Genomic DNA, 3,137 nt, shown 5'->3' with positions numbered 1-3,137 from the left:
CGAAAAAGTTCATTGACATACTGAAGATAATACAACAGAGTAACAAGAGTAAGTGAATAAGGGCGCACGGGGGATGCCTAGGCTCTCAGAGGCGAAGAAGGACGTGCCAAGCTGCGAAAAGCTGCGGGGATCGGCACAGGCGACTTGATCCGCAGATGTCCGAATGGGGCAACCCGACTAGCAATAGTCATCCGCCATAGGCGGAAGCGAACGTGGGGAACTGAAACATCTAAGTACCCATAGGAGGAGAAAACAACAGTGATTCCGTCAGTAGTGGCGAGCGAACGCGGAACAGCCCAAACCGTACATGTTACGGCATGTACGGGGTAATAGGACCTGCATAATTTACATACAGCGAACGTGAAATGCCTGGGAAGGCATACCGTAGAGGGTGAGAGTCCCGTAACGGCAAGTTTTATGTGAAGGCGGGTATCCTGAGTAGGCCGGGACAGGAGAAATCCCGGTTGAATTTGCCGGCACCATCCGGTAAGGCTAAATACTCCTGAGAGACCGATAGTGGACAAGTACCGTGAGGGAAAGGTGAAAAGTACCGTGAATAACGGGGTGAAATAGAACCTGAAACCGTGCGCTTACAAGCGGTCGGAGCTACTTAGTGTAGTGACGGCGTGCCTTTTGCATAATGAGCCTACGAGTTACTCCTCACTGGCGAGGGTAAGGCATTAAGTGCTGTACCCGGAGCGAAAGCGAGTCTGAACAGGGCGCTTAGTCAGTGGGGGTAGACGCGAAACTTAGTGATCTACCCATGGACAGGTTGAAGCTCCGGTAAAACGGAGTGGAGGACCGAACCGATAAACGTTGAAAAGTTTCCGGATGATCTGTGGGTAGGGGTGAAAGGCCAATCAAACTGAGAAATAGCTCGTACTCCCCGAAATGTTTTTAGGAACAGCGTCAGGGAAAGTATCACGGAGGTAGAGCTACCGATAGGACTAGGGGGAGTCACATCCTACCAAATCCTGACGAACTCCGAATGCCGTGATATTGTACTGGCAGTGAGGGCTGGGGTGCTAAGGTCCCAGTCCGAGAGGGAAAGAACCCAGACCTACCGCTAAGGTCCCCAAATATGTGCTAAGTTGAACAAAGGTGGTCCAGTTGCAGAGACAGCCAGGAGGTTAGCTTGGAAGCAGCTATTCCTTTAAAGAGTGCGTAACAGCTCACTGGTCGAGCGACAGGGCGTCGATGATAATCGGGCATCAAGCACATTACCGAAGCGTAGGATTGCAGCAATGCAGTGGTAGGGGAGCATTCCAATGACAGCGAAGGTCAATCGTCAGGTTGGCTGGAGATATTGGAAAAGCAAATGTAGGCATAAGTAACGATAAGGCGGGCGAGAAACCCGCCCACCGATAGACCAAGGTTTCCTGATCAACGCTAATCGGATCAGGGTCAGTCGGGACCTAAGGCGAACCCGAAGGGGGTAGTCGATGGACAACGGGTTAATATTCCCGTACCGGACATACAGGCAATGGAGGGACGGAGTGATGAAAGTTCCGCCCGGTGACGGAATACCGGGTTGAAGGGTGTAGGTATTGGATGTGTAGTCAAATGCGCACGTCTAGCCGAACCTGATAGTACCGCAATCCTTCGGGAGCGCGGATAGCGGACCTAAGAACTTCCAAGAAAATCTTCTAGCGTTAAGCGTATGTTTGCCCGTACCGCAAACCGACACAGGTGGTCAAGGAGAGAATCCTGAGGTGCTCGAGTGAATCATGGCTAAGGAACTCGGCAAAATGGCCCTGTAACTTCGGGAGAAGGGGCGCCTACTCGTCGCAAGGCGAGAGGCCGCAGTGAAAAGGCCCAGGCGACTGTTTATCAAAAACACATGGCTTTGCGAAGTGGAAACACAAAGTATAAGGCCTGACACCTGCCCGGTGCCGGAAGGTTAAGGGGGGGCGTTATCGTAAGAGAAGCGCTGAACTGAAGCCCCGGTAAACGGCGGCCGTAACTATAACGGTCCTAAGGTAGCGAAATTCCTTGTCGGGTAAGTTCCGACCTGCACGAATGGTGTAACGATCTGGGCACTGTCTCGGCCATGAGCTCGGTGAAATTGTAGTCGCGGTGAAGATGCCGCGTACCCGCAACGGGACGGAAAGACCCCATGAACCTTTACTGCAGCTTAACATTGGCATTGGGTAAACGATGTGTAGGATAGGCCGGAGGCAATGAAGCGGCGTCGCCAGGCGTTGTGGAGCCACTGTTGAAATACGGCCCTTTGTTTGCTTGGTGTCTAATCCGCCGTAGTCGGAGACATTGTTTGGTGGGTAGTTTGACTGGGGTGGTCGCCTCCAAAAGAGTAACGGAGGCTTCCAAAGGTTCCCTCAGCACGCTTGGTAACCGTGCGCGGAGTGCAATAGCATAAGGGAGCTTGACTGCGAGGCCGACAAGCCGAGCAGGGTGGAAACACGGGTATAGTGATCCGGCGGTACCGTATGGAAGGGCCGTCGCTCAAAGGATAAAAGGTACTCTGGGGATAACAGGCTGATCTCCCCCAAGAGCTCATATCGACGGGGAGGTTTGGCACCTCGATGTCGGCTCGTCACATCCTGGGGCTGGAGAAGGTCCCAAGGGTTGGGCTGTTCGCCCATTAAAGTGGCACGCGAGCTGGGTTCAGAACGTCGTGAGACAGTTCGGTCCCTATCTGTTGCGGGCGTGGGAAACTTGAGAGGATCTGACCTTAGTACGAGAGGACCGGGTTGGACGGACCGCTGGTGTACCGGTTGTGGTGCCAACTGCACTGCCGGGTAGCTACGTCCGGAAGGGATAAGCGCTGAAAGCATCTAAGTGCGAAACCCACCTCGAGATGAGGTTTCCGTATAGGGCCGTCAGAGACGATGACGTTGATAGGCTGCAGGTGTAAAGCCGGAGACGGCATAGCTGAGCAGTACTAATAGCCCGAAAGCTTACCTGTGAACATGTTGTATTATCTTTAAGTTGTCATTGAAACTTAACAAGCATAAATAGCAAGACATTAGGCGACCTAGCCAGAAGAATTTGGGCGGTACGGCGCAGGGGATCCACCTCTTCCCATCCCGAACAGAGAAGTTAAGCCCTGTCGCGCCGATGGTACTGGGGTTACACCCGGGAGAGTAGGTCGCCGCCCTCACCTATCAGGCCCCTTT

At 53.2% G+C, this 3,137-nt stretch carries 2 rRNA genes; both read left to right on the top strand.

Annotated elements, in window-relative coordinates:
• Window positions 1-46 precede the first annotated feature (46 nt).
• A 23S ribosomal RNA gene (locus KMW37_RS22320) occupies window positions 47-2,926 on the top strand.
• An 83-nt stretch (window positions 2,927-3,009) separates the two neighbouring features.
• Window positions 3,010-3,121, top strand: a 5S ribosomal RNA gene (gene rrf, locus KMW37_RS22315).
• Window positions 3,122-3,137 lie beyond the last annotated feature (16 nt).

The organism is Echinicola shivajiensis (assembly GCF_018642165.1).
GTDB lineage: Bacteria > Bacteroidota > Bacteroidia > Cytophagales > Cyclobacteriaceae > Echinicola > Echinicola shivajiensis.
This window is presented reverse-complemented; position numbering and strand designations above follow the sequence as displayed.